Origin of the sequence: Alloalcanivorax profundimaris (assembly GCF_015265435.1) — a bacterium.
Lineage (GTDB): Bacteria > Pseudomonadota > Gammaproteobacteria > Pseudomonadales > Alcanivoracaceae > Alloalcanivorax > Alloalcanivorax profundimaris.
Window position 1 is genome coordinate 33,749 of record NZ_JABJWH010000015.1, and the last position, 21,581, is coordinate 55,329.

Genomic DNA, 21,581 nt, shown 5'->3' on the forward strand with positions numbered 1-21,581 from the left:
CTGGCACCATCGTCAGGCATTCGCCGCCGGGGTCAGCCGAAGTCGGGCAGGGCGGCCTGGCCGCCGGCGTGCCGGCGCTCGTGGTCGAGCAGCCATTGCTTGCGCTCCAGGCCGCCGCCGTAGCCGGTGAGGGTGCCGTTGGCGCCGATCACCCGGTGGCAGGGCACGATGATGCCCAGCGGGTTGCGGCCGTTGGCCAGGCCCACGGCGCGGGACGCCCCCGGGTTGCCGAGGCGGCGGGCCAGCTCGCCGTAGCTTTCGGTCTCGCCGTAGGGGATCTCCGCCAGGGCCCGCCAGACGCTTTGCTGGAAGTCGCTGCCGCGCGGTGCCAGTGGCAGCTCGAACTCGCGCAACTGGCCGGCGAAGTAGGCCGCCAGCTGTTCCCGGGCGGCGCGGAACAGGGCGTCGTCCCGGTAGCGTTCCCGGTCCGCCTCGGGCCTTTCCTTCCAGCGCTTCATGTACAGCCCGGTGAGCGCCTCGCCGTTGCCGGTGAGCAGCAAGGGGCCCAGGGGGGACTCGATCGGATGATGGACATCGGCGTCGGTGTGCATGGTGTCTCCGCCAGGGTAACCGGTGATAATCGCCATTGTAGGCGGGCCGCGAGAGGCGGGCTCGCTGTTTTCGGACATGGCGGGCGCGCTAGCGGCCCAGGAAGGCGGACACCAGCCGCAGCGAGGGAATGTTGTCGCACACCAGCTTGATGCACACCAGCAGGGGCACGGCGATAAGAATGCCCACCACGCCCCACATCCAGCCCCACAGCAGGATCGAGAGGAACACCGCCACCGGGCTCAACGCCAGACGGTGGCCGGCCACCGTGGGGGTGATGAACTGGCCTTCCAGCACGTTCAGGCCGAGGATCAGCGCCGGCGGCAGCAGGGTGGCGTAGATCCCGTCGAAGTGCAGCAGGCTGACCAGCAGAATCACCGTGAAACTGGCCACCGGACCGATGTAGGGCGCGTAGTTGAACATCCCCACCATGACGCCGAACAGAATCGGGTTGGGCACGTCCAGAATATAGAGAATCAGCGCCGACACGGCCGCCAGGCACAGGTTGATGATGGAGATGGTGGCCAGGTAGATGGAGATGCGGTTCTGGATCTCGCGCACCGTGGCCACCGCCGCGCGCTTGTTCTCGAACTGGGGGATCACCCGCACCAGCTTGCGCAGGAAGGTGTCGCCGGAGGCCAGCATGAAGTACAGCAGCACGAAACTGATGGCGATGCCGTACAGCGCCGACCAGGTGCCGGACAGCAGCCACTTCACCGGGCTCCAGGGCACCTGGCCGCCCCCGGCGTCATTACCGCCCTCGCCGGGGGTGATGCGTGCGATCTGTTCGTTGGCCTGGCGCAGTTTTTCCATGGGCGCCGCCAGTTCGCGGAATTCCAGCTCCAGTTTGCGCAGGTCCCGGGGCGCCTTCTCCAGCCACTCCATGGCCGGCTCGGAGAGCCCGTACAGGGCGCTGACCGCCAGGGAAAACACCAGGCACACGATCACCGCCGCGCTCACCGGCGGCGCGATGCGCAGCGGCCGCAGGGCGCGCACCACCGGCGTGAAGATCAGGCTGGTGAGAAAGGCCACCACCAGCGGCGCGAACAGGGTGGCGGCGGCGTACAGGGTGTACATCACCAGCAGCACGAAGATGCCGGTGAGCATGGCCGAGCGCACCGTGACCCTTTCCATCAGCTTGCGGGTCTCGCGGCGGGCGGCCTCGTTCTCTTCCGGGGTGGGCCGTGCATCGTCCGTTGCGTCGTCCATCAAGGGGCGTTCTCCGTGCCGGGCTGTGGAAACAAGGAGTTTACGGGGCGCCGGCGGCGAACTTGAGTCACCCGGCGTAAAAAGGCGTAAAGCGGCGGCGCGCTGGCCGCTGGTGACGGCACTGGGATAAACTGCCGGCCTGAGCGTCCGGCCCGGGGGAAAGACGCATGGTCTACATTGTCGCCGTCAACGTTCTCCTGGTGACGGCGGTGGTCCTGATCCACTACGAGTTTCTGTCGCGCATCACCGTGTGGTTGCCGAAGGCGGGCATCAAGCACCGTTACCGGGTGCTGGTGGGCGTGGGCGGCGCCCTGGTGGCCCACGCCGTGGAGGTGTGGCTGTTCGGCATCGCCTATTACGTGATGGTCAACCAGCTTGGCTGGGGGGAATTCAGCGCCACCTTTTCCGGTAACTACAACGGCACCTTGATGGACTGCGTGTATTTCTCCTTCACCGTCTATACCACCCTTGGCTTCGGCGACATTCAGCCGATCGGCGACGTGCGCTACCTCACCGGCATCGAAGCCCTCACCGGCCTGGTGCTGATCACCTGGACCGCCTCCTTCCTGTACCTGGAGATGCAGCGCTACTGGCGCCGGCCGGGCTGAGCGCCGTATTCGACTTTGGTCGAAGTGTGGCGTGATCGGATTGCCGGCGGGCCCGCCGGGGCCGGATAATTCCTCGGGTGTTGAATAACAGCGAATAAAACAACAACCGGGAGAAGCCCGTCATGCTCAATCGCGCGTCCCAGCCCCTGGTCCGTCTGGTGGACCGCTATCTGCCCGATCCCTACATCTTCGTTCTGATCCTGACCCTGGTGGCGGCGGTGGCCGCCATGGCCGTGGAAGGCCAGTCGCCGGTGGCGGTGATGGACATGTGGGGCAAGGGTTTCTGGAATCTGCTCACCTTTTCCATGCAGATGCTGCTGGTGCTGATCACTGGCTTCATGCTCGCCAGCACGCCCCTGGTGAAGGGCATTCTCGACAAGCTGGCCGCCCTGGCGCGCACGCCGGGGCAGGCGATCCTGCTGGTCACCTATGTGGCCCTGGTGGCCAGCTGGATCAACTGGGGCTTCGGCCTGGTGGTGGGGGCCCTGTTCGCCAAGGCCCTGGCGCGGCGCATACAGGTGCATTACCCGCTGCTGATCGCCAGCGCCTATGCCGGCTTCATCGTCTGGCACGGTGGCCTGGCCGGCTCGATTCCGCTGACCATCGCCACCCCGGGGCACTTCACCGAGGACCAGATCGGCGTGATCGGCACCGGCGACACCATCTTCGCCTTCTTCAACCTGGCCATCGTGGTGGCGTTGTTCATCGTGGTGCCCCTGGTGAACCGGCTGATGCTGCCGCCGGAGGAAGAGAGCTTCTTCGTCGACCGCGCCCGCATCCAGGATCCGGAAGTGCCCGACGAGGCTCCGCAACGGCCCGCCGAGCATCTGGAGAACAGCCGCGTACTGGCCTGGCTGATCGGCTTCAGCGGCATCGCCTACGCGGTCTACTACTTCAGCCAGGGCGGCGGCCTGAACCTGAACATCGTCAACTTCATGTTCCTGTTCCTGGCCATCGTGCTGCACCAGACCCCGCGCCGGCTGCTGATCAGCCTGCACGAGGCGATCAAGGGCGGCGCCGGCATCGTTATCCAGTTCCCGTTCTACGCCGGCATCATGGCGATCATGACCGACTCCGGGCTGGCCGGGACCATCTCCAACGGCTTCGCCTCCATCGCCAGCGCCCAGACCCTGCCGTTCTGGAGCTTCATCAGCGCCGGCGTGGTCAACATCTTCGTGCCCTCCGGCGGCGGCCAGTGGGCGGTGCAGGCGCCGGTGATGCTGCCCGCCGCCGAGGCCCTCGGCGCCGACGTGCCCCGGGTGGCCATGGCGGTAGCCTGGGGCGATGCCTGGACCAACCTGCTGCAGCCGTTCTGGGCCCTGCCGGTGCTGGCCATCGCCGGCCTCAAGGCCAAGGACATCATGGGCTACTGCCTGATGCTGCTGATCATCACCGGCGTGGTGATCAGCGCCGGGCTTACCTTCCTGTAGCCAGGTCGCACTCGATGACGCCGTACCAGCCCAGGCCCCGGTAGGTTTCGTAGCCCGGGGTCAGGGCGAAGGCCACCAGTTTGTCGCCGTCCTGGTAGAAGCCGCGCTCCCGGCCCTCGGGCCGCAGCGGGTAGGGCGAGCCCAGCTCGCCGCGGCCGGTGGCGTCGGCGATCACCCGGTGCTCCGCGTCCAGCAGCATGACCCGGCACTGGGCGCGTTCCTCCTCGCTCAGGCCCACGCCCTTGACCACGTCGCCGGCCTGGGGGCTCCAGTCGAAGAAGATGCCGAGCACGCCCAGCTTGTCGCCGTCGGCGCGGCCCTCGCTCCGGATGGCGGTGGCGTAGGTGGCCACGGCGGCGTCGTCCAGGGCGCTGTTGAGGGTGATGTCGGTGACCACGAAATCGTCGCCGCTGGCGGTGGCCATGGCCTGCTGGAACCAGGCGCTGCGCGATACATCCAGGCCCACGGCGCCGGGGTAGCGGTCCGGGCGGCCGTTGGCCACCACCTGGCCGTCGGCGTCGGCGATCCACAGATCCAGGTAGACCACGTAGGAGCGCAGGATGGTGGCCAGCCGTTCGCCGGCGTGCTCCCGGGTGGCCGCGTCGGCGTTGTCGGCGGCGGCCACCACGGCGGAGTCCGTGGCCCACCAGCGCACGTCGCAGGAGCGCTCGAACAGGTTGCGGTCGATGATCTCGATGGCGTTCAGGGACAAATCGGTGAGGCGCTGGCCCCGGAAGTCAGTGAGCATGCGCTCACCCACGTCCTCGATGCGGCTGGTGTGGCCTTCCACGGCGTCGCGGAAATCCGCGGCGATGTGGTTGATCTCCTCGGAGACATTGCCGATTTCCTCGGCCACCACGCCGAAGGCGGCGCCGGCGGTGCCGGCCCGGGCCGCCTCGATGCGGGCGTTGAGGGCCAGGATCTTGGTGGTCTGCATGATCTCCTCGATGGCGCCCACCTTTTCGCGGGTCACCTGGGAGATGTCGTAGGCCAGTTCGAGAATGGTGTTGTCTTGCATGTCGTACCCCTTATCGCTTGGCAACCGGACCCTATGCAATAAGTGGGCCTTTTGTTATCTGTTAGTGGTTGTTTTATAAGGAAAAACACCTGTGAATCGTATATCGGCGGCGGCCCCTGGAACTTTAGAAGCGCGAAATAGATTGACCGGGAGTTCTGGCGGTGTATGCTGGCCGGAGCTAGAAAGTACGCCCGTATTTATGAACCCCGTTCGATGCCCTTCCGTAGTCTTCGTCCTGACCTTCATAAGTAGCCCGTAAGACCTTTCAGCAAAACCGGCCCGTTTTCGGGCTACCCAAGTTCAAGTTATGAAATATCAGGAGACGATTATGTCCACCACCACCGGCACCGTTAAGTGGTTCAACGAAGCAAAAGGTTTTGGTTTCATCGAGCAGAATGGCGGCCCTGACGTGTTCGTTCACTTCAGCGCCATCACCGGCTCTGGCTTCAAAACCCTGGCCGAAGGCCAACAGGTTGAGTTCACCGTCACTCAGGGCCAGAAAGGCCCGCAGGCGGAAAACGTGGTCGCCGTATAAGGCAGCCACCCGGTCCCAGGACCGGAACGAAAAACGGGGCCCATCGGGCCCCGTTTTTTTATGCGCGGCTTACCCGGATCAGCGGTCCCGGGCCCAGCTGCCGCGCGCCAGCGCTTCCACCTCGGCCACGTCCCGCGCCGGCACGCGCGCCGGTTCCAGGTGCTCCAGCGGATCGAAGTGGAAGATGTAGAGCCGCGAGACGAACTCCGCCACCGGCAAGGAAGACTCGCCGAACCGCTCGCCGCGCCCCTCCGTGGACACCTTTACCCCATTGCCCAGATCCTGCCCGGAATCGTTGTTGGGGTTGTAGAAGTACACCCGCATGATCTCTTCCTGGTCCAGGGCCACGCGCTGGATGGTGATGGCGTGCCAGCCGACGAAGCGCGCGGCGCTGTCGGTGACCGCCAGGCCCGCCGGCTGCGGATGGATCAGCGGCTGGTTGCCGTTGTGCAGCGGGTGGTAGCAGGCGTGGAAATGGCGCACGAACCCTTCGTAGTCGCGCAGGGCGCCGCTGGCCAGGTCCACCGCCAGCTTGAAGCCGCGCCCCACCCACCAGCCGTGGAATTCCGGGTTGATCCAGCGGTGCGGATCGTCGCCCCGGTCCGCGCACAGCGCGCCCATGGCGTGATAGATGCGATCCAGGTGCGGCACCAGCAGGGCGGAGACGGCGTCCACGTCCAGGGGCGCCGCGTTGGCGACACTGAGTTCCTTGGAGGACAACCGCTGGCCCTCGAAATGCATCACCAGATCGTCGTCCCGGGCCGCCCAGACGATCATCTGCAACAGATAGTCCGGGTCGTTGTGGGCCCACATGGACAGGGCCCGGGCGGATTGGCAGGTGGGGTTGTTGCCCTGGCCGATGCCCAGCGGCAACCCCAGCACGCCGAGCACGTCGGCCAGCAGCCGCACCCGGGCGGGCACGGCCTCGCCCTGGGCGCGCAGAATGGCGGCTTCCGCCTCCGGGCACAGCTCCAGGTTGAGCTGGCGCCACAGAGCCGGCGCCATGGGCGGCGCGAACAGGGTGCCCCGTTCCAGCAGCAGCGCCAGGCCGTACACGGTCTGGGCGGTTTCCGGGTGCACCGCCGCGTCGATCAGGGCATACACCAGCTCCTGATAGCACAGCAGGCCGTCCCGCCCGGTGGCGCTCAGCCCCAGGGCGGTGCTCACCAGATCGGCGGACTGGTCCAGGGCGAAGCGCAGAAACAGGGTGTGGTAGGGCGACACCAGGCCGGTGTCGTGCATGGCCCGGGCGAAGCCGTTGGCTTCCTGGGCCAGGGACGGGCCGTCCATGGCCGCCAGCCGTTCCTGGTACAGCGGCAGCCCCGGGTCCTCGGAGCAGGCCTGGGTGGGCCCGAACAGGGCGCTCACCAGGCGGTCCGCGCCACGGCTGCCGGAGACGTCGATGGACGGGTTGTACAGGCAGGCGGCGATCTGGGTGATCATCGCCTTGATGTGATCCAGACGCACCGGGCGCTGGGCCAGAATGCGCCAGATCTCCTCGATCAGGCGGTCGAGGATGTTGTCGTAGCCGATGTGCTCCACCAGCAGTTGCAGCACCCCGCGCACCGCCGGCGCCAGGCGGCCCTGGCGGATGCGGATCGCCTCGCCGCCGAGGTCGAACAGCAGGTCCAGGTTGAGCGCCAGCACCTGGGCCAGGTAGTGGTGGGCCTGCTCGGCGGAGAGCGCCGGGTGGGGCAGGCCCCGGGCCACCGCCAGCAGGCGCAGTTCGCTCAGGCACTCCAGGGTGATGTCGTCGGCGTGGCCCAGGCGCAGGGTGTTGACGGTGAGGTCGGCCTGGAGGATCTCCGGGTGGGCCCAGTCGGTGCCCGCGAACACGCCGGCGGCCTCCAGATCGGCGGCCCGCTCAAGCAGTCGGGCGGGGCCGTCCGGCTCGCGCAACAGGCGGGCCGCCTGCTGCAGTACCTTGGCGCTGTGCAGGCCTTTCGCGAATTCACGGCTCTGGGCCAGTTGATCCAAAGCGCGCTCGAAACGGGCCAGGGCGGCGTTGCCGCTGTCGGGGACTTCGCTGCTGCTCATGCTGCTTCCGGACAATGTTCGGTGGCCTTTCAGGCGTAGCTTGCCCGTCATCATACCCGAACACCAGCCCGTCGCGGCCAGGGGGCGTTCTGCAGCGCCGGAGCGGTTCTGCTAGTGTGGAGACAGGGCCGCCCGCCGGCCGAACGCCGGTTCCACTCATTTTTAATGGGCGCACCCTCGACAGGAGGTGACCTCATGGTAAAGGAGAAAGATCCGGAAAAAGGCTACATCGCGTTGTTGGGCTGGAGCCTCAACGCCATCGACGCCCTGGAGAAATTCGACCGCCGGTTCGTGGTGGTGGCGCCCAATTGGGCCGAGGACTACGCCCGGGAACACGACATTCCCTACATCCGCTGGGATTTCGAGCGGCTCAACGATCGCTCCATGGAAATCGCCGAGCAGCTGCGCGATGAAGGCGTGGACGTGGCGGTGCCGCTGTTCGAGGAAACCGTGGAATGGGCCGGCGCCATCAACTCGGTGCTGATGGACAACCCCCGCTTGTACGGTCAGTCCGTGCTGTTCCGCGACAAGGCGCTGATGAAGCGGCGCGCGCAGCTGGGCGGCATCCGCGTGGGCATTTTCGAGGAAGCCCACGACCGCGACGATGTGATCCGCTTTCTCAAGCGCGTCAACCAGACCCTGCTCAAGCTGGACGGCGACCCCAACGATCCGATTCACCTCAAGGCCTTCGACAAGGCCGGTTGCCTGGGCCACCGGGTGATCCGCACGCCGGACGAAGTGGACACCATCCCCGACGAGGAATTTCCGGTGCTCATGGAGAGCCACCTGGACGGCTGGGAATTCGCGGTGGAAGCCTGGATACACGACGGCGAAATCTGTTTCCTGAACATCTCCGAATACGTGACCCTGGGTTATTCCGTGTTCGTGCCGGCGAGCCCGGAGCTGGAAGCCTGGCGGCCGCGTATCCGCGAGGAGATCGAAAAGCTGATCAAGACCTTCGACCTGAAATCCGGCTTCATCCACCCGGAATACTTCGTCACCAGCGACGGCACCATGTACTTCGGCGAAGTGGCCTTCCGGCCGCCGGGCTTCAAGGTGTTCGAGTTGCTGGAACGGGTCTACGGCTTCAACGCCTACCAGGGCATGGTGCTGGTGTTCGACCCGAAAGCCACGGCGGAGGAGATCAAGGCGTTCTTCCCCCGCGAGGTGGTGGACGCGGACGGCCACGCCGGCTGCTTCGGCGTCTACCCGCGCCGCCGGGTGGTGAGCCGCCTGGAGATTCCCGAGGAGACCCAGGACGACCCCTACTTCGATTTCCACGAGCTGACCCCGCCCCTGGAAGAAACCGTCACCAAGCGCACCGCCTTCGGCACCCACTGGGGCCTGGTGTATTTCCACGGCGACGACCCCTACCGGATGCGCGACCTGCTCAAGCACCAGGAGGATCTGGACTTCTACATCTGATCGCGCCTACCAGGTGCCGGTGTTCTCCATGGACGCCCAGGGTTCCTTCGGGGGCTGGGCGTCCCCTTTCTGAAGCAGTTCCACGGAGATCAGGTCCGGGGAGCGCACGAACGCCATGTGGCCGTCCCGGGGCGGGCGGTTGATGGTGTAGCCCATCGATTGCAGGTGCTCGCACAGGCCGTAGATGTCGTCCACCCGGAACGCCAGGTGGCCGAAGTTGCGCGCCGAGCCCATGTCCTCTTCCGGGTCCCAGTTCCAGGTCAGCTCCAGCTCCGCCTCCGGGCTGTCCGGCGCCGCCAGGAACACCAGGGTGAAGCGGCCCTTGGGGACCTCCTTGCGGCGGGTTTCGCGCAGGCCCAGGCCGTCGCAATAGAAACGCAGCGTCTCGTCCAGGTCGCGGACGCGCACCATGGTATGCAGATACTTCATGTTTCGAATGCCCTTTGATACAAGGAATGGAAGACCGGACAGAATGTCATTCCATAATAACAGAGGGAGAGTTCATGGACCTGCATCGCATCGGCGCCCGCGCCCTGGCGCGCCGTATCCGTAACAAGGCGATTACCGCCGAGGCCGCCCTGGAGTATTTCATTGATCGCGTGGAGCGGCTGGACGGTCCGCTCAACGCCGTGGTGGTGCGCCGTTTCGACCTGGCCCGCGAGCGGGCCCGGCAGGCGGATCGGGCGCTGGCCCGGGGCGAGGACTGGGGCCCGCTGCACGGCGTGCCGATGACCGTGAAGGAAACCTACGAGATCACCGGCTGGCCCACCACCGCCGGTGTGGAGGGGTTGCGCCACCATGTTTCCGAGACCACCAGCCGGGCGGTGCAGCGCCTGCTCGACGCCGGCGTGGTGATCTTCGGCAAGACCACGTGCCCGCCTACGCCGGGGATCTGCAAAGCTACAACGACATTTACGGCACCACCAACAACCCCTGGAACACGGACCTGACCCCGGGCGGTTCCTCCGGCGGCGCCGCCGTGGCCCTGGCCGCCGGTTTTTCGCCCCTGGAGCTGGGCAGCGACATCGGCGGCTCGATCCGCACGCCGTCGGCGTTCTGCGGGGTGTGCGGGCTGAAGCCCAGCTACGGGCTGATTTCCACCCGGGGGCACGTGCCCGGGCCGCCGGGGGCGCTGGCCCGGCGGGATCTGTCCGTGGCCGGGCCCATGGCCCTCAATGTGGGCGACCTGGAGCTGGCCCTGGAGGTGCTGGCGGCGCCGGAGCGGGAGGAGGCTCCGGCCTGGCGTCTGGAACTGCCGCCGTCGCGCCACCAGGATCTGGAGGATTTCCGCGTGGCCGCCTGGCTGGACGATCCGCGCTGCCCGGTGGACGGCACCCTCAAGGCCGCCCTGGACCGGCTGCTGGCGGACCTGGGCGAGGCCGGCGTGACGGTGGACCCGGCGGCGCGGCCCGACGGGGTCACCCTGGAAGACGCCTACGACGTCTACTATCAGCTGCTGGCGGGCACCATGGGCGTGGGCCTGCCCGACGACCTGTACCAGCGGATGGTGGAAAGCGCCGCCGCCGCGCCGGCGGACGACAACGGCTACCAGACCCGCTTCGCCCGGGGCGCCACCCAGTCCCACGCCGACTGGCTGCGCGCCGACGAGCGCCGCCAGGGCCTGCGCCGGGCCTGGGACCACTTCTTCCATGATTACGACGTGCTGCTGTGCCCGGTGGTGCAAACCCTGCCGTTCCCTCACCAGCACAGCCCCGGGCCGGATGCCCGGGTGCTGAGCGTCAACGGTGTCGATCAGCCGTACATGGACATTCTGGTGTGGGCCGGGCTGGCCGGCGGCGTCTACCTGCCGGCGGCCACGCTGCCCATCGGTCTGAGCGCGGACGGTTTGCCGCTGGCGGTGCAGATCATCGGTCCTTATCTGGAGGATCGCACCGTGCTGGCGTTCGCCGCCCGGTTGTCCGAAATTCTGGCGCCGCTGCCACCAGCGCCACCGGCGGCCTGAGCGGCGGCGGTTGGTGGGGTAACAAGAGGAACAAACTTGTATACATGACCCCCCCAAAGGGGGCTCCTTGGGAAAAAGAGGGTATTGGGGAAGGCGAGAGCTGTGCTACATTTCTCTCGCAGTTTCATTTTTTGGCCTTGGTGTTTCGCTATGCGAAATACCCGGGGTGAAAACAACAACCAGGAGCTCCCCATGAGTCTGATTCATCGTTTCCGCAAGACCCTCGCGATCGGTGGCTCTGTGATCGCCGTGGCGGCCACCGTTGCCCTCTCCCCGCTGGCCCAGGCCGCCGAGGACACCATCACCTGGAAGGTCCAGTCCCACTGGCCCGGCTCCAGCAGTTCCTACAAGGACAGCCTGGAACGCATCAAGCGCGTGATCGAGGAGCGCACCGACGGCAAGCTCGAACTGCAGCTCTATGAAGCCGGCGCCCTGTTCAAGGCCCAGGAAACCTTCAACGCGGTGAGCCGTGGCGTGATCCAGATGGGCACCATTTCCCCGGCCTACGCCCAGGACAAAATGACCCTGGCGGGCATCGCTTCCGGCATGCCGTTTGCTTTCCGCAACGTCTGGGAAGCGGCCTACTTCCACAAGAACATGGGCTTCGAGGACATGCTTCGCGAGGAAGCGGCGAAGTTTAACGTCTATTACTCCACCGACAAGGTCTACCCCACCGAGATGGTTTCCAAGAAGCCGATCGAGAGCTGGGATGACTTTACCGGCCTGAAGATCCGCTCCTCCGGCGCGCTGCAGAAATTCCTTACCGAAGCCGGCGCGGCGGCCACCTACGTACCCGGCGGCGAGCTGTACCAGGCGCTCTCCAGCGGCGTGGTGGACGGTGCCCACTGGGGCGCGGTGCAGGGCGCGGCCAGCATGGGCCTCTACGAAGTGGCCAAGTACCACGTGCACCCGGCCCTGAATATCGCCGGCACCGACGCCTTCATCGTCAGCCAGAAGGCGCTCGACAAGCTGCCCGAGGGCATGGCCAAGATCGTCAAGGACGCCCTCGACGAGCAGTTCTGGGTGCGCACCAACGAGTATCTTTACAAAGAGCAGATTACCCTGGCCAAGGTAATGGCCGACCAGGGCGTGCAGGTCAACACCATGCCCCAGGACGTCCAGGACAAACTGGCCCAGGTGGCGCAGAAGATGTGGGATGAAGAAGCCGAGCGCAGCGACAAGGCCGCCGAAGCGGTACAGAAGCTGAAGGACTTCCTCTCCGACCTGGGTTACCTGTAATTCCGATGTGAACCTCCGGGGGCGCCGTTCCGGCGCCCCCGTTTTCCTTTGATTGATTGAAGCCCCCCGCGGAGGAACCATGTCCTTCCTTCAGAAACTGATTAACGGGGTGACCCGCCTGAATGATTTTCTGGGCCGGTGGATCGCGTTGCTGGTGTTCGTCATGAGCGCGCTGCTGCTGTTCGAGGTCATCTGCCGTTATGCGTTCGATTCGCCCACCGTCTGGACCACGGAGCTGACCCAGTTCCTGTTCGGGATCTACTCGATCATGGCCGGCGGTTACGTGATGGCCCACCGGGGCCACGTCAACGTGGACCTGCTGTACTCGCACATCCCGGTGCGCGGTCAGGCGATCATCGACATCTTCACCTCCGTGGTGTTCTACATCTTCATTCTGGCGTTCTTGTATTTCGCCACCTCCATGGCCTGGGAATCGATCGAAAGCATGGAAACCAGTTACTCCGCCTGGAACCCGCCGGTGTGGCCGGTCAAGGCGTTCATGCCGGTGGCCGTGTTCCTGGTGTTCCTGCAGGGCACCGTGAAACTGCTGCGCGACATCGCCGTGGCCATCAACCCGGCCAACGCCGAGGTGCTCAAGGACGGCATCGACACCGGTGAAGAGGAGCAGATCTGATGAGCATTGAAATGATCACGCTGCTGTTCTTCGGCTCGCTGCTGTTCTTCCTGGTGCTGGGCCTGCCGCTCACCTTCGTGCTGGGCGGTGTTTCGGTGATCTTCCTGTACTTCACCTGGGGGCCGGATGCCTTCTACATGGTTGCTTCGCAGATCTGGAGCACCATGGGCAACTTCACCCTGGTGGCGATTCCGCTGTTCGTGTTCATGGCCATGGTGCTGGAGCGCACCGGGGTGGCGAAGGATCTGTATCGCATGATGTACCTGTGGTGGGGCGGCCTGCGTGGCGGTCTGGCCATCGGCACCCTGGCGATCTGCGCCATCTTCGCCGCCATGTGCGGCATCTCCGGCGCCGCCGTGGTGGCCATGGGCACCATCGCCCTGCCGTCCATGCTGGAGCGCGGCTACGACAAGCGCATGGTGCTCGGCTGCATCAACACCGGCGGCGGCTGGGGCATTCTGATTCCGCCCAGCATTCTTATGATCCTCTACTCGCTGATCACCGGCGTGTCCGTGGGCCAGATGTTCGCCGCGGGCGTGCTGCCGGGGATTCTGCTGATGGTGCTCACCTGTGCCTACATCATCATCCGCTGCTACTTCCAGCCGGAACTGGCGCCGGCCTTGCCCAAGGAAGAGCGCGCCAGCTGGGGCGAGAAGATGGCCGCCCTGCGCGCGGTGATCCTGCCGATCCTGATCGTGTTCATGGTGCTGGGGTCCATCATCCTGGGCGTGACCACGCCCACCGAGGCGGCCGCCATGGGCGTGCTCGGCGCGCTGATTTCCGCGCTGGTGTACCGGCGCATGTCCTGGGAGCTGATGCGGGACGCGGCCCTGCGTACCTTCAAGCTCACCGGCATGATCATGTGGATTCTGTTCGCCGCCCACGCCTTCAGCGCGGCCTATCAGAGCATGGGTGCCCAGGAGATGATTCAGGGGCTGATCACCGGCATTCCCGGTGGACCCTGGGCGATCATCATTACCATGATGCTGATCGTGTTCCTGCTCGCCATGGTGCTCGATCCGGTGGGCATCATGCTGATCACGCTGCCGGTGTTCCTGCCCATCGTCAAAGCCCTGGGCTTCGATCCGGTATGGTTCGGCATCCTGTTCGTGATCAACATGGAGATCGGCTACATGACGCCACCCTTCGGGTTCAACCTCTTCTATTTGAAGGGAGTGGTGCCACCCAACATCACCATGAAGGACATCTACGTCTCGGTGATTCCATTCGTGCTGGTGGAGGTGGTGGGCATCGCCCTGATCATGATGTTCCCGGAGATCGCCACCTATCTGCCGGATCTGTTCTTCTAGCGTTCCGGACGCTCCATTCGGGCCGCGTTTCGGCGTGGTCCCCCTTCCGGGAACGCCGTGAACCCGTCCATGGGGGCTCCCGTCAAACATCCTGTTTGACAGGGTCCCGGAAGGGGGACCACGCCGAAACGCTCCGAGGTAGCTTCACGGCGGGTCCCGATCAGGGGCTTTTGTTATTTCCCTTCGCTGTCCTTCCAGCGCGCCATCAGGGTGTTGGAAGGCTGGCTCTCGTCGAGCAGCTTGCGGGCGGTTTCCGCGCCGGCTACCGGCAGGCCCTCGCAGTCCAGCAGGCCGATCTGCTTGAGCACGCTGGCCTGATCCCAGTAGATGTGCTCATGGCAGAGCTTGTCGCCCCGGAAGCGAATCACGCCGAGCATGGGGATTTCCACTTTCTTGCCGGTGGGCGCCACGCCGGGCAGCATCCAGTCGATCTCGCGGTCGTGGGTAAAGCTGAGGATGAACTCGTCCACCAGTTGGGTGGCGCCCACCGTGCGCGACACCGGCACCAGGGCCATGTCGTCCGGATTGCCGTGCACGAAATGGTTGCGGTAGAAGCGGCTGAGCTGCTGGTAGCCGACGCCGCCGGTCATGGTGGGAATGTGGTTCACATAGGGCTCGGCCACCATGGTCGCCATGGTGGCGTCCACGTCCCGGGTGGCGAATTCATGCAGGCAGTGCTCGTCCCACAGGGCCGACAGGTCGAAGTCCGGGCCGATCTCCCGTTTCAGCGCCGCCATGGTGCGCTCGTGGGCCATGTCGGCGCCGGGCTTGTGGAAATGGTCGCCGCCGGGGCGCGCGAAGGCGTGGTCCACGCCCGGGTAGACGAAGGTCTCCAGCTTGCTCACCGAGCCGCCCAGGGCGGTGACGATGTGGTTGCGGGTGGCCTCGTCGCAGAAATCATCCAGTTCGGCGAAGTGCAGCACCAGCCGCCCTTTGATGTGGGCGGCCTCGTCCAGATGCTGCTCGATGCCCACGCCGTAGTAGCCCACGGACACCGCCACCCGGGTGCGCGCGGCGGTCAGGTAGGCGAGCTTGCCGCCCAGGCAGAAGCCGACGAAGCCCAGGTCCCCGCCGGTGACCTCCGGGCGCGCCGCCAGGGTTTCCAGGGTGGCGTCGATGTCGTCGATGGCCAGGTCGATGTCCACGGTCTGGAACAGCTCGAAGGCACGCTGGAAATCCGCTTCGCCGTAGCCCAGTTCGATGCCCGGCTCGATGCGCCAGAACAGGTCCGGCACCAGGACCACATAGCCCTCTTCCGCGTAGCGATCGGCCACCTCGCGCATGGTGGCGTTGACGCCGAAGATCTCCTGGCCGACCACCAGGCCCGGGCCCTTGCCCGCCGGTGGCAGCGCCAGATACGCCCGGAATCGGCCACCGTCCTTCGCGGTGACGTCGATGAACTCTCCCATGGTGTTTCCTTATTGTCCGCGGAAAGCGAAAAGCCTAGCAGCGCTTCAGGAAGCTGTCGAAAGGGGAGGGGGGAACCCGGATTCAGGATTCAGGATGCAGGCGGCGCACGGTGGCCCCCTTCATCCGCGATCGTGTCTCCATGCCGCCGTGGTCCTGTCGCAGGCTCGAATCGCGGCTGAACCGGTACGCCGCCCGGCCGCTCCTACGGGGGCGGGAATTTGTAGGAGCGACTTCAGTCGCGATCAGGCGTCGCGATCAGGCGTGCCAGGTTCAATCGAGGAGGTGGTTCTCGTACTCGTCGCGCAGTTTGGTCTTGAGCACCTTGCCGGTGGCGTTGCGCGGCAACTCGTCCACGAACACCACGGCGTCCGGCACCTGCCAGGACGCCACCTTGCCCTCGAAGCCGGCCAGCACGTCCTGCTCGGACGGATCCTGGCCCTCGGCTTTCACCGCGATCAGCAGCGGGCGCTCGTCCCATTTGGCGTGCTTGGCGGCGATCACCGCCGCGTCCGTCACCTGCTCCATGCCCATGGCGATGTTCTCCAGCTCCACGGAGCTGATCCACTCGCCGCCGGACTTGATCACGTCCTTGGAGCGGTCCTTGATGGTGAGGATGCCGTTCGGGTCCAGGGTGGCGATGTCGCCGGTGGGGAACCAGCCCTGCTTGTGCGGCGCCGGCGTGTCCACGTTGAAGTAGCCGCTGATCACCCAGTGGCCCTTGGCGTACAGGTCGCCCTGGGTGTCGCCGTCCATGGGGCGCTCGTTGCCCTCTTCGTCGCCCACCATCAGGTCCACGCCGAACGGCGGCCGCCCTTGCTTGGCGCGGATCGCCGCCTGTTCTTCCGGAGACAGCGCCATGTGCTTGTGCAGCAGGGTGCTCACCGAGCCCACCGGGCTCATCTCGGTCATGCCCCAGGCGTGCAGGGTGTCCACGCCGTAGTCGTCGCGGAAGGTGGTGATCATGGAGGGCGGGCAGGCGGAGCCGCCGATCACCGTGCGGGTCAGGCTGGGCACCTTCTCGCCGGCCTTCTTGAGCGCGCCGATCAGGCCCTGCCACAGGGTCGGCACGCCGGCGGCGCAGGTCACTTCCTCGCTGTTGATCAGGTTCTTGAGGCTGTCGCCGTCCAGGCCCGGGCCGGGCAGCACCACCTTGGCGCCCACCATGGCCGCCGCGTACGGAATCCCCCAGGCGTTCACATGGAACATGGGCACCACCGGCAGCAGGCAGTCCCGGGCGGTCAGCGCCAGGCTGTCCGGCAGGGCCACGGCCATGGAATGCAGCACCGTGGAGCGATGGGAATAGAGCGCGCCCTTGGGGTTGCCGGTGGTGCCGGAGGTGTAACACAGGCTGGAGGCGGTGTTCTCGTCGAACTCCGGCCATTCGAAGCCGTCGTCGCCCTGGGCGATCAGGTCCTCGTAGAACTTCAGGCCGGGCACCTTGGCGGCGGCCTCGTCGTCCTTTTCGCCGAGCAGATAGACATGCTCCAGCTTGGGCAGCTTGTCCCGCAGGGCCTCGATCAGCGGCAGGAAGGTCTTGTCGATGAACAGGACCTTGTCCTCGGCGTGGTTGAAAATGTAGACCAATTGTTCCGGGAACAGGCGCGGGTTGATGGTGTGGCAGACCAGGCCGGCGCCGGACACGCCGAAGTAGATTTCCAGATGGCGGTGGTTGTTCCAGGCCAGGGTGGCCACCCGGTCGCTGCGTTCCAGGCCCAGACCCAGCAGGGCGGAACCCAGGCGGCGGGCGCGCTGTTCCACCTCTCCCCAGTTGGTGCGGTGCAGGCCGCCGCCGGTTTCCACGGAAACGATTTCTCCATCGGCGTGGTAACGGGCGGCGTGGCGGATCTGGCTGCTGATCAGCAGCGGCTGGTTCATCATCTGGCCTAGCATATGTGCTCTCCCAGTGCTTGGCGTTGTTGTTGTGAGACTTTCGAGATTTGCCGTATCCGAGGGAGCTGTCAAATCCCGATTGACCAGGGTGCGGTCGCGCCGGTCGTGTCCGTGTGAAAGGAAACGGGTTTGCCACCCGAAACTGAATAAGCCGGCTTGACCCTCCGGGCCTTGAGCGGACCGGATGCCTGGGCTAATGTGGCCGCCCTTTCGCCAAGCCGCTTTTCGGAACCCCGCTATGTGGATCAAGAACCTCACCGTTTTCCTGGGCAGCGAGACTTTCGACTGGTCCGCCGCCGAACTGGAGGAGCGCCTGGACGCGCACCGCTGCCCGCCCTGTGGCCGCCAGAGCCCGAGCAGCGAGGGCTTCGTGCCGCCGCTGAAGAACGAGGACCGCATGGTGGTGGCCGCCGGCAGCTATTTCTACGTGGTGCACCAGGAAATCACCCGGCTGCTGCCCGGCCCGGTGGTCAAGGAAGAGCTGGACGCCCGGGTGGAGGAAATCCGCGACCGCGAGGGCCGGCCGGTAGGCCGCAAGGAGCGCTCCGAGCTGAAGGATCAGATCACCTTCGAGCTGCTGCCCCAAGCCTTCACCCGCTCCCGGCGCACCGGCGTGCTGATCGACCCCCAGCGCCGCCGGGTGATGGTGGACTGCGGTTCGGAAAGCCGCTCCGAACAGGTGGTGTCGGCCCTGCGCAAGGCCCTGGATTCCCTGCCGGTGACCCGCCCCACGGCACCCTCGGCCACCACCGCCGCCTTCGCCGGCTGGCTGCGCGACCCGCGCGGGCTGCCCGACGGCTTCACCCTGGGCGACCGCTGTGAATTCAAGAACGGCGATGGCGCCAGCGTGCGTATCACCGCCCTGGACCTGGGCCGCGACGAGATCCTCGCCCACCTGGAGGAGCTGGCGGCGGTGAAGGTCAACCTGGCCTGGAAGGACGAGATCGAATTCGACCTGCAGCAGGATTTCGCCATCAAGCGCCTCAAGCCCCTGGACCTGATCCAGGAAAACCTGGACGGCATCAACGCCGAAGACGCCCTGGACGAAATGATGGCGCGCCTGGAGCTCCAGGGCGGCACCCTGCGCGCGGTACTGGATGCGCTCTACAACTACTTCGAGGTCAAGGCCGAGAGCGGTCCTGGCGCCGACTGAAGCGGATCGCGACTGAAGTCGCTCCTGCGGCGGCAGTAAGTTGTAGGAGCGGCCGGGCGGCGTTCCGCTTCAGTCGCGATACCCGGCGCCGTCATGGCTACCTGCTCCAGGGCTGGCCCCAACCCGCCAAAAACGCTACAGTCCCGTCTAAATGTTTACACTGTAAACACTGACAAGGGAGCCCCCGCATGATCGAACAAACCATCCAACGCTGGCACCGCCTGGTGGAGAGCAAGGACGCCAACGAGCTGGACGAGCTGCTGGCCGACAACGTGGTATTCCACTCGCCGGTGGTGCACACCCCCCAGGAAGGCAAGGCGATCACCAGGATGTACCTCACCGCCGCCCTGCACACCCTCAATAACGAGCACTTCCGCTACGAGCGGGAGATCCTCCAGGGTGACAACGCCATGCTGGAGTTCAGCACCAACCTGGACGGCATTCACCTCAACGGCGTGGACATCATCCACTGCGACGCGGACGGCCGCATCGACGACTTCAAGGTGATGGTGCGCCCGCTGAAAGGGGTCAACAAGATTCACGAAATGATGGGCGCCATGCTGGAGCGCCTGAAAAAATAAAGGGCCCGCCAAGGCGGGCCCGATACAGGATGCACCCTGTATCGCGGCCGACAGGCCGCTAGTCGAAAACAATCACCTGCCGGATCGCTTCGCCCTTGGCGAGCCGCTCGAACCCTTCGTTGATCTCGTCCAGCTTGAGCCGGTGGGTAAGCAGCTTGTCCACCGGCAGGCGGCCGGCCTGGTACAGGGCGATGTACTCGGGAATATCCAGCGCCGGCACGTGGCCGCCCAGGTAGGAGCCCAGGAAGCGCCGTTCCTCGGCGACCATCTGCACCGGGCTCACCGCCAGCCGCGTGCTGGGGTGGGGCAGGCCGGCGGTGACCGTGCTGCCGCCCTTGCCGGTGGCGGCGAAGGCGAATTCCAGGGCCGGACCGACGCCGGCGAATTCCGCGGCGATGTCGACGCCGCCGCCGCTGATGGCCTTGACCTGCTCCACCGCGTCCTCGTCGGTGGAGTTCACCACATGGGTGGCGCCCAGGGATTTCGCCATGTCCAGTTTGTCCTGGGCGATGTCGGCGGCGATCACCTGGCGGGCGCCGCCGGCCACCGCGCCCAGCACCGCGGACAGTCCCACGCCGCCCAGGCCCACCACCAGCACCGACTGGCCGGCGCGCAGACCGGCGGTGTGCACCACCGCGCCCACGCCGGTGAGCACCGCGCAGCCGAACACGGCGGCGATGTCGAACGGCAGATCCTTGGGAATCCTGACCGCCGAGCGGCGTGAGGTCACCGCGTGCTCGGCGAAGCCGGATACGCCCAGATGGTGGTTCACGGTGGTGTCGCCCTGGTGCAGCCGGTGGCCGCCGCCCAGCAGCACGCCTTCGTTGTTGGCCACCGCGCCCGGGGCGCACAGGGCGGCGCGGCCGCCCAGGCAGTAATCGCAGGTGCCGCAGCTGGGCACGAACGAGAACACCACGTGGTCGCCCACCTCCAGGTCGGTGACGCCGGGGCCTACTTCCAGCACCTCGCCGGCGGCTTCGTGGCCCAGGGCCATGGGCAGCGGCCGGGGCCGGTTGCCGTCGATCACCGACAGGTCCGAGTGGCACAGGCCGGCGGCGCGCACCCGCACCAGAATTTCGCCGTGCTCCGGAGCGTCCAGCTCCACCTCTTCGATCTTCAGCGGTTGGGAGGTGCCATAGGGGCGCTCGGCGCCCATTTCCCGAAGTACTGCCGCGCGGGTTTTCATGGGGTGTCCTCTTGGTTGTTCCGGGGTTCAAGGTCCTTGGTAAAGGTCTGGTCGTTCTCGCCGCTGAAGAAGCGGCGGCCATAGATCAGGAAGCATAGCGCCACGCCCACGGCGAACGCCCAGGTGGCGCCCTGGGTGGCCAGCACCGCGGCGGTGACGCCGGCGATGCCCAGGTCACGCTGGCTGCGTGCTTCGAGAATGCCAATGCGCACGCTCACATAGCCCTGGATCAGCAGGGTCAGGGCCAGCGCCACGCCGAGAATCGGCTCCACCAGGCTGACGATGGGCATCAGAATCAGCCCGGTGTTGGTGCCCCAGCGGAACGAGCCGGCGCCGCCGAAGATGGAATCCATCGCCTTGCGGCCTTCCTTGAAGCGCTCCACGATCACCACGTGCATGGCCGCCCACAGCGGACCGCACATGGCCACGTCCGGGCCGATGATGCTCATGGTGGCGTTGCGGCCGCCGAAAATCATGTGTGCCCGGTCCGGGTCGTAGTCGATCTTCTCGTCGCGGCGCGCCTCGTCCGCCTCGGTAAGCAGCGCCTTACCCTGAAGCACGTCGCCGAACAGCACGATGTAGGCGGCCAGCATGGTGGGCACCGCCTGCAGGAACATTTCCGGCGACGGCAGGCCCAGCCCAAACACCGTGTACTCATTCCACAGGGTCATGAAATCCGGTGAGGTAAAACCCCATTCGATGGTGGGCCAGGGGGCCTCGGCGAACAGCGGCGCGATAATGATGGCCAGGGCGATGATCGGGAAAATGCCGAGCTTGCCCAGCAGGCCCCAGAAGCGATTGCGGCTTTTCAGCCAGGCGAAGTGGCGGGAAAAAATCAGATAGAAGGCGATGCCGATGGCGATGGAAATGGTCCAGGGGAAGCTTTCGAAGCGGCCGCCCACCTCGAACACCGAAATCACCGCCGCGATGCCGGCGCCCATGATGATGCCCGCCTTGATCGCCGGGGGCACCAGGCCCACCACCTTGCGCGACAGGCCGGTAATGCCCAGGCCGATACAGAACAGGCCCAGCAGTAACTGGAAGGCAATCAGCGCGTGCACCCGCTCCGGGCCCTCCGGGAAGGTCTGGCAGTAGGCGATAAGCAGCGGAATCGCCGGCGTGATCCAGCCCGGCACCACCGGGTCGCCCAGCAGATGGTGGGCCAGGTAGAGCAGGCCGTTGAGCAGCACCACCGCCAGCGCCGCTTCGAAAGGCATGCCAAGCAGCTCGGTCATCAGCGGAATCGCGGCCAGGTCCACCGCGCACATCAGCAGCCCCTGGAAGTAATCGGGCCACTCGAATCGGTAATGCAGGAACGGCAGACGGACCTTGAACGGACCCAAGGGCCAGTAGCGGGTCTCGCCGTCCGCGCGGCGGTAATCGGTCATGATGGCTACCCGAGCT

The 21,581-nt window shown here is 66.0% G+C and carries 18 protein-coding genes and 1 pseudogene; 10 read left to right on the plus strand and 9 right to left on the minus strand.

Translation table 11 applies throughout. From position 1 onward, the window contains the following. Positions 1-32 precede the first annotated feature (32 nt). Positions 33-551: a methylated-DNA--[protein]-cysteine S-methyltransferase gene (locus tag HMJ39_RS09285; protein WP_194297098.1), complete on the minus strand. Its 519-nt coding sequence runs from the start codon at positions 549-551 to the stop codon at positions 33-35. A gap of 88 nt (positions 552-639) precedes the next feature. Then, positions 640-1,758 (minus strand): AI-2E family transporter, encoded by a 1,119-nt coding sequence (locus HMJ39_RS09290; RefSeq protein ID WP_194297099.1) that lies wholly within the window; start codon positions 1,756-1,758, stop codon positions 640-642. A gap of 167 nt (positions 1,759-1,925) precedes the next feature. Between HMJ39_RS09290 and HMJ39_RS09295 the strand changes: the two genes are divergently transcribed. Further along, entirely contained in the window at positions 1,926-2,366 is a 441-nt protein-coding gene (locus HMJ39_RS09295; protein ID WP_161385697.1) for a potassium channel family protein, read from the plus strand. 122 nt (positions 2,367-2,488) lie between these two features. Then, a complete protein-coding gene (locus tag HMJ39_RS09300; protein ID WP_161385696.1) occupies positions 2,489-3,796 on the plus strand; it encodes a short-chain fatty acid transporter in 1,308 nt (435 codons plus the stop codon). Here HMJ39_RS09300 and HMJ39_RS09305 read toward each other — a convergent pair. Beyond that, on the minus strand, positions 3,783-4,814 hold the full coding sequence (locus HMJ39_RS09305; RefSeq protein ID WP_194297100.1) for a methyl-accepting chemotaxis protein: 1,032 nt from the start codon (positions 4,812-4,814) through the stop codon (positions 3,783-3,785). The genes HMJ39_RS09300 and HMJ39_RS09305 overlap by 14 nt on opposite strands. A 328-nt stretch (positions 4,815-5,142) precedes the next feature. Here HMJ39_RS09305 and cspE point away from each other — a divergent pair, with 328 nt between their 5' ends. Beyond that, complete coding sequence (gene cspE, locus HMJ39_RS09310; protein ID WP_161385693.1) at positions 5,143-5,349, plus strand: transcription antiterminator/RNA stability regulator CspE; 207 nt, start codon at positions 5,143-5,145, stop codon at positions 5,347-5,349. Positions 5,350-5,427: 78 nt separating this feature from the next. Here the strand turns inward: cspE and HMJ39_RS09315 are convergent, their stop codons facing one another. Further along, positions 5,428-7,386, minus strand: a complete 1,959-nt coding sequence (locus tag HMJ39_RS09315) for a hypothetical protein (RefSeq protein ID WP_194297101.1) — start codon at positions 7,384-7,386, stop codon at positions 5,428-5,430. A 195-nt stretch (positions 7,387-7,581) separates the two neighbouring features. Here HMJ39_RS09315 and HMJ39_RS09320 point away from each other — a divergent pair, with 195 nt between their 5' ends. After that, positions 7,582-8,811, plus strand: a complete 1,230-nt coding sequence (locus HMJ39_RS09320; RefSeq protein ID WP_161385691.1) for an ATP-grasp domain-containing protein — start codon at positions 7,582-7,584, stop codon at positions 8,809-8,811. Positions 8,812-8,817: 6 nt separating this feature from the next. Here HMJ39_RS09320 and HMJ39_RS09325 read toward each other — a convergent pair whose 3' ends face one another. Further along, a complete protein-coding gene (locus HMJ39_RS09325; RefSeq protein ID WP_161385690.1) occupies positions 8,818-9,240 on the minus strand; it encodes a VOC family protein in 423 nt (140 codons plus the stop codon). Between the two features lie 74 nt (positions 9,241-9,314). On the opposite strand from HMJ39_RS09325, the pseudogene HMJ39_RS09330 reads away from it, so the two are divergent. From HMJ39_RS09330 to HMJ39_RS09345, 4 genes and pseudogenes are all read left to right on the plus strand, one after another. Continuing rightward, a pseudogene (locus tag HMJ39_RS09330) lies at positions 9,315-10,774 on the plus strand (amidase). A gap of 192 nt (positions 10,775-10,966) precedes the next feature. After that, positions 10,967-12,013 carry a TRAP transporter substrate-binding protein DctP gene (dctP, locus tag HMJ39_RS09335; RefSeq protein ID WP_161385688.1) on the plus strand — a complete coding sequence of 349 codons (1,047 nt, stop codon included), beginning with the start codon at positions 10,967-10,969 and terminating at the stop codon, positions 12,011-12,013. A 79-nt stretch (positions 12,014-12,092) separates the two neighbouring features. After that, a complete protein-coding gene (locus HMJ39_RS09340; RefSeq protein WP_194297102.1) occupies positions 12,093-12,647 on the plus strand; it encodes a TRAP transporter small permease subunit in 555 nt (184 codons plus the stop codon). Next, complete coding sequence (locus HMJ39_RS09345; protein WP_194297103.1) at positions 12,647-13,957, plus strand: TRAP transporter large permease; 1,311 nt, start codon at positions 12,647-12,649, stop codon at positions 13,955-13,957. The genes HMJ39_RS09340 and HMJ39_RS09345 overlap by 1 nt, the downstream gene beginning before the upstream one ends. Before the next feature lie 173 nt (positions 13,958-14,130). On the opposite strand, the gene HMJ39_RS09350 is transcribed toward HMJ39_RS09345, so the two are convergent. Next, positions 14,131-15,366, minus strand: a complete 1,236-nt coding sequence (locus HMJ39_RS09350; RefSeq protein ID WP_194297104.1) for a dienelactone hydrolase family protein — start codon at positions 15,364-15,366, stop codon at positions 14,131-14,133. Between the two features lie 271 nt (positions 15,367-15,637). Then, complete coding sequence (locus tag HMJ39_RS09355; RefSeq protein ID WP_194297105.1) at positions 15,638-17,257, minus strand: long-chain-fatty-acid--CoA ligase; 1,620 nt, start codon at positions 17,255-17,257, stop codon at positions 15,638-15,640. Positions 17,258-17,495: 238 nt separating this feature from the next. Between HMJ39_RS09355 and HMJ39_RS09360 the strand changes: the two genes are divergently transcribed. Continuing rightward, positions 17,496-18,410, plus strand: coding sequence for a recombination-associated protein RdgC (locus tag HMJ39_RS09360; protein WP_194297106.1), 915 nt, complete (start codon positions 17,496-17,498; stop codon positions 18,408-18,410). A gap of 188 nt (positions 18,411-18,598) precedes the next feature. Beyond that, the gene (locus tag HMJ39_RS09365) at positions 18,599-18,991 is read left to right on the plus strand and encodes a nuclear transport factor 2 family protein (protein ID WP_194297107.1); all 393 of its coding nucleotides are present in this window, start codon (positions 18,599-18,601) and stop codon (positions 18,989-18,991) included. Between the two features lie 58 nt (positions 18,992-19,049). Here HMJ39_RS09365 and HMJ39_RS09370 read toward each other — a convergent pair whose 3' ends face one another. Together HMJ39_RS09370 and HMJ39_RS09375 are read right to left on the minus strand one after the other, a co-directional pair. Then, a complete protein-coding gene (locus HMJ39_RS09370; RefSeq protein ID WP_194297108.1) occupies positions 19,050-20,177 on the minus strand; it encodes a zinc-dependent alcohol dehydrogenase family protein in 1,128 nt (375 codons plus the stop codon). Beyond that, positions 20,174-21,565 carry a hypothetical protein gene (locus HMJ39_RS09375; protein ID WP_194297109.1) on the minus strand — a complete coding sequence of 464 codons (1,392 nt, stop codon included), beginning with the start codon at positions 21,563-21,565 and terminating at the stop codon, positions 20,174-20,176. Before HMJ39_RS09375 ends, HMJ39_RS09370 begins: the two co-directional genes overlap by 4 nt. Between the last annotated feature and the right edge of the window lie 16 nt (positions 21,566-21,581).

What these genes read in the sequence shown, in the direction of transcription:
- HMJ39_RS09285 (WP_194297098.1), bottom strand. Translation starts at nt 551, where the DNA reads ATGCACACCGACGCCGATGTCCATCATCCGATCGAGTCCCCCCTGGGC.
- HMJ39_RS09290 (WP_194297099.1), bottom strand. Translation starts at nt 1,758, where the DNA reads ATGGACGACGCAACGGACGATGCACGGCCCACCCCGGAAGAGAACGAG.
- HMJ39_RS09295 (WP_161385697.1), top strand. Translation starts at nt 1,926, where the DNA reads ATGGTCTACATTGTCGCCGTCAACGTTCTCCTGGTGACGGCGGTGGTC.
- HMJ39_RS09300 (WP_161385696.1), top strand. Translation starts at nt 2,489, where the DNA reads ATGCTCAATCGCGCGTCCCAGCCCCTGGTCCGTCTGGTGGACCGCTAT.
- HMJ39_RS09305 (WP_194297100.1), bottom strand. Translation starts at nt 4,814, where the DNA reads ATGCAAGACAACACCATTCTCGAACTGGCCTACGACATCTCCCAGGTG.
- cspE (WP_161385693.1), top strand. Translation starts at nt 5,143, where the DNA reads ATGTCCACCACCACCGGCACCGTTAAGTGGTTCAACGAAGCAAAAGGT.
- HMJ39_RS09315 (WP_194297101.1), bottom strand. Translation starts at nt 7,386, where the DNA reads ATGAGCAGCAGCGAAGTCCCCGACAGCGGCAACGCCGCCCTGGCCCGT.
- HMJ39_RS09320 (WP_161385691.1), top strand. Translation starts at nt 7,582, where the DNA reads ATGGTAAAGGAGAAAGATCCGGAAAAAGGCTACATCGCGTTGTTGGGC.
- HMJ39_RS09325 (WP_161385690.1), bottom strand. Translation starts at nt 9,240, where the DNA reads ATGAAGTATCTGCATACCATGGTGCGCGTCCGCGACCTGGACGAGACG.
- dctP (WP_161385688.1), top strand. Translation starts at nt 10,967, where the DNA reads ATGAGTCTGATTCATCGTTTCCGCAAGACCCTCGCGATCGGTGGCTCT.
- HMJ39_RS09340 (WP_194297102.1), top strand. Translation starts at nt 12,093, where the DNA reads ATGTCCTTCCTTCAGAAACTGATTAACGGGGTGACCCGCCTGAATGAT.
- HMJ39_RS09345 (WP_194297103.1), top strand. Translation starts at nt 12,647, where the DNA reads ATGAGCATTGAAATGATCACGCTGCTGTTCTTCGGCTCGCTGCTGTTC.
- HMJ39_RS09350 (WP_194297104.1), bottom strand. Translation starts at nt 15,366, where the DNA reads ATGGGAGAGTTCATCGACGTCACCGCGAAGGACGGTGGCCGATTCCGG.
- HMJ39_RS09355 (WP_194297105.1), bottom strand. Translation starts at nt 17,257, where the DNA reads ATGCTAGGCCAGATGATGAACCAGCCGCTGCTGATCAGCAGCCAGATC.
- HMJ39_RS09360 (WP_194297106.1), top strand. Translation starts at nt 17,496, where the DNA reads ATGTGGATCAAGAACCTCACCGTTTTCCTGGGCAGCGAGACTTTCGAC.
- HMJ39_RS09365 (WP_194297107.1), top strand. Translation starts at nt 18,599, where the DNA reads ATGATCGAACAAACCATCCAACGCTGGCACCGCCTGGTGGAGAGCAAG.
- HMJ39_RS09370 (WP_194297108.1), bottom strand. Translation starts at nt 20,177, where the DNA reads ATGAAAACCCGCGCGGCAGTACTTCGGGAAATGGGCGCCGAGCGCCCC.
- HMJ39_RS09375 (WP_194297109.1), bottom strand. Translation starts at nt 21,565, where the DNA reads ATGACCGATTACCGCCGCGCGGACGGCGAGACCCGCTACTGGCCCTTG.